Here is a 2,354-nt window from a genome sequence, read left to right as displayed (position 1 = left end):
CATCGAGCCGTTAGCTCAGTTGGTAGAGCATCTGACTTTTAATCAGAGGGTCGACAGTTCGAGCCTGTCACGGCTCAGGTGATCTGAGAACGGTAAGAAGCGTTATGCATGATCTGGCGTTTTTCGCCGACTTAGCTCAGCTGGCAGAGCACCTGTCTTGTAAACAGGGGGTCGGAGGTTCGAACCCTCTAGTCGGCATTAAGTAACTATGCGGAAGTAGTTCAGTGGTAGAACATCACCTTGCCATGGTGGGGGTCGCGGGTTCGAATCCCGTCTTCCGCTTGACCGGCAGCAGTCGGTTCAGCAAAATATGCACCCATAGCGCAATTGGATAGAGTGTCTGACTACGAATCAGAAGGTTGTAGGTTCGACTCCTACTGGGTGCATTTTCGGGAAATAGCTCAGCTTGGTAGAGCACCTGGTTTGGGACCAGGGGGTCGCAGGTTCGAATCCTGTTTTCCCGATAGGACATCACGTCCGAAAGTCTTGTTATCGCGGTGTAGCTCAGCTGGCTAGAGCGTCCGGTTCATACCCGGGAGGTCGAGGGTTCGATCCCCCCCGCCGCGATCAGCTTGGACCTTTAGCTCAGTTGGTTAGAGCAGACGGCTCATAACCGTCCGGTCGTAGGTTCGAGCCCTACAAGGTCCATCCGTCTTTACACGGTGGACAATGGTAGGTATAATTTAATCCGTTATTGTGATCGCGGGGTGGAGCAGTCTGGTAGCTCGTCGGGCTCATAACCCGAAGGTCGTTGGTTCAAATCCAGCCCCCGCAATTGGTTCCATGGTCTAGTTGGTTAGGACGCCTGCCTGTCACGCAGGAGATCGCGGGTTCAAGTCCCGCTGGAACCGTTGTCGGCTCGGTAGCTCAGTTGGTAGAGCAATGGATTGAAGCTCCATGTGTCGGCAGTTCGATTCTGTCCCGCGCCATCGCACCTTCGCGGGTGTAGTTTAGTGGTAAAACCACAGCCTTCCAAGCTGTTGTCGCGAGTTCGATTCTCGTCACCCGCTGGATCCTATATATGGGCCTATAGCTCAGCTGGTTAGAGCGCACGCCTGATAAGCGTGAGGTCGATGGTTCAAGTCCATTTAGGCCCATTGCACCAAGTTTCCTTAACTGAATAATGTGATGGAGAAGTACTCAAGTGGCTGAAGAGGCGCCCCTGCTAAGGGTGTAGACGGGTCAAACCGTGCGAGGGTTCAAATCCCTCCTTCTCCGTTCTTATGGCCCGTTGGTCAAGTGGTTAAGACACCGCCCTTTCACGGCGGTAACATGGGTTCAAATCCCGTACGGGTCATAATGATCAACCGTCATGGAGAATTACCCAAGTGGCTGAAGGGAACGGTCTTGAAAACCGTCAGGTGGGGATGACCCACGCGAGGGTTCGAATCCCTCATTCTCCTTTATAAAATTATCGCGGGGTGGAGCAGTCTGGTAGCTCGTCGGGCTCATAACCCGAAGGTCGTTGGTTCAAATCCGGCCCCCGCAATTACAATTGAATATCATGGTTCCATGGTCTAGTTGGTTAGGACGCCTGCCTGTCACGCAGGAGATCGCGGGTTCAAGTCCCGCTGGAACCGTTAATGGCTCGGTAGCTCAGTTGGTAGAGCAATGGATTGAAGCTCCATGTGTCGGCGGTTCGATTCCGTCCCGCGCCATTTTTGGAGGATTAGCGAAGAGGCTAAACGCGACGGACTGTAAATCCGTTCCTTCGGGTTCCTAGGTTCGAATCCTAGATCCTCCATTTATAGGGATATAGTTTAAAGGTAGAACTACGGTCTCCAAAACCGTCAGTGTGGGTTCAATTCCTACTATCCCTGCTTTTGTTGTGATGGCGGATATGGTGAAGCGGTTAACACACCGGTTTGTGGCACCGGCATACGTGGGTTCGATCCCCACTATCCGCCCTTGATTGGGCTATAGCCAAGTGGTAAGGCAACGGACTTTGACTCCGTCATGCGCTGGTTCGAATCCAGCTAGCCCAATTGCTGATGAAGCAAGCTCCTGGCGGTGTAGCCAAGTGGTAAGGCAAAGGTCTGCAAAACCTATATGCGTCGGTTCAAATCCGATCACCGCCTTTCTTATGGCGAAGGCCAAGAGAATAACTATCATGCCGCTGTGGCGGAATTGGTAGACGCGCTGGATTCAAAATCCAGTTCCAGCGATGGAGTATCGGTTCGACCCCGATCAGCGGTATCAGGCATGATATGGAAAAACCAAAACGTTTGGGCGTTTTGGTTTTTTTATTTGGAAATTTGTCAAATGGTGTTGGTTTTATGTTTTAAGCTTTTATGGGTCTCCTCTTTTGAGGGGGCTTTTTGTTATCTTAAGGGCTTAGAGGGCTTAGAGGGCTT

General features: G+C 51.9%; 24 tRNA genes. All 24 read left to right on the top strand.

Annotated elements, in window-relative coordinates:
* Positions 1-4 precede the first annotated feature (4 nt).
* The 24 genes from EKM95_RS11495 to EKM95_RS11380 all read left to right on the top strand — a co-directional run bounded on the left by EKM95_RS11495 (position 5) and on the right by EKM95_RS11380 (position 2,196).
* Positions 5-77 (top strand) — tRNA-Lys (locus tag EKM95_RS11495).
* 48 nt (positions 78-125) lie between these two features.
* Positions 126-198 (top strand) — tRNA-Thr (locus EKM95_RS11490).
* Between the two features lie 12 nt (positions 199-210).
* Positions 211-282 (top strand) — tRNA-Gly (locus EKM95_RS11485).
* 30 nt (positions 283-312) lie between these two features.
* Positions 313-386 (top strand) — tRNA-Arg (locus EKM95_RS11480).
* A gap of 4 nt (positions 387-390) precedes the next feature.
* Positions 391-464, top strand: a tRNA-Pro gene (locus tag EKM95_RS11475).
* 29 nt (positions 465-493) lie between these two features.
* A tRNA-Met gene (locus tag EKM95_RS11470) sits at positions 494-567 on the top strand.
* A 7-nt stretch (positions 568-574) separates the two neighbouring features.
* Positions 575-648 (top strand) — tRNA-Ile (locus EKM95_RS11465).
* A 53-nt stretch (positions 649-701) separates the two neighbouring features.
* Positions 702-775 (top strand) — tRNA-Met (locus tag EKM95_RS11460).
* Positions 776-777: 2 nt separating this feature from the next.
* Positions 778-851: transfer RNA gene (locus EKM95_RS11455), tRNA-Asp, on the top strand.
* 5 nt (positions 852-856) lie between these two features.
* A tRNA-Phe gene (locus EKM95_RS11450) sits at positions 857-929 on the top strand.
* A 10-nt stretch (positions 930-939) separates the two neighbouring features.
* Positions 940-1,010 (top strand) — tRNA-Gly (locus tag EKM95_RS11445).
* 13 nt (positions 1,011-1,023) lie between these two features.
* Positions 1,024-1,097: transfer RNA gene (locus EKM95_RS11440), tRNA-Ile, on the top strand.
* A gap of 33 nt (positions 1,098-1,130) precedes the next feature.
* A tRNA-Ser gene (locus EKM95_RS11435) sits at positions 1,131-1,218 on the top strand.
* 7 nt (positions 1,219-1,225) lie between these two features.
* Positions 1,226-1,297 (top strand) — tRNA-Glu (locus tag EKM95_RS11430).
* 17 nt (positions 1,298-1,314) lie between these two features.
* Positions 1,315-1,403, top strand: a tRNA-Ser gene (locus tag EKM95_RS11425).
* 12 nt (positions 1,404-1,415) lie between these two features.
* Positions 1,416-1,489, top strand: a tRNA-Met gene (locus EKM95_RS11420).
* 17 nt (positions 1,490-1,506) lie between these two features.
* Positions 1,507-1,580, top strand: a tRNA-Asp gene (locus EKM95_RS11415).
* Between the two features lie 5 nt (positions 1,581-1,585).
* Positions 1,586-1,658: transfer RNA gene (locus EKM95_RS11410), tRNA-Phe, on the top strand.
* Positions 1,659-1,663: 5 nt separating this feature from the next.
* A tRNA-Tyr gene (locus EKM95_RS11405) sits at positions 1,664-1,744 on the top strand.
* 5 nt (positions 1,745-1,749) lie between these two features.
* A tRNA-Trp gene (locus EKM95_RS11400) sits at positions 1,750-1,820 on the top strand.
* A gap of 14 nt (positions 1,821-1,834) precedes the next feature.
* Positions 1,835-1,907: transfer RNA gene (locus tag EKM95_RS11395), tRNA-His, on the top strand.
* Between the two features lie 6 nt (positions 1,908-1,913).
* A tRNA-Gln gene (locus EKM95_RS11390) sits at positions 1,914-1,985 on the top strand.
* A 21-nt stretch (positions 1,986-2,006) separates the two neighbouring features.
* Positions 2,007-2,078: transfer RNA gene (locus tag EKM95_RS11385), tRNA-Cys, on the top strand.
* Between the two features lie 34 nt (positions 2,079-2,112).
* Positions 2,113-2,196, top strand: a tRNA-Leu gene (locus EKM95_RS11380).
* Positions 2,197-2,354 lie beyond the last annotated feature (158 nt).

Origin of the sequence: Lacticaseibacillus yichunensis (assembly GCF_003946405.1) — a bacterium.
GTDB lineage: Bacteria > Bacillota > Bacilli > Lactobacillales > Lactobacillaceae > Lacticaseibacillus > Lacticaseibacillus yichunensis.
Note: the sequence above shows the minus strand (reverse complement) of the source record. Positions and strands in the feature narration are given on the sequence as shown.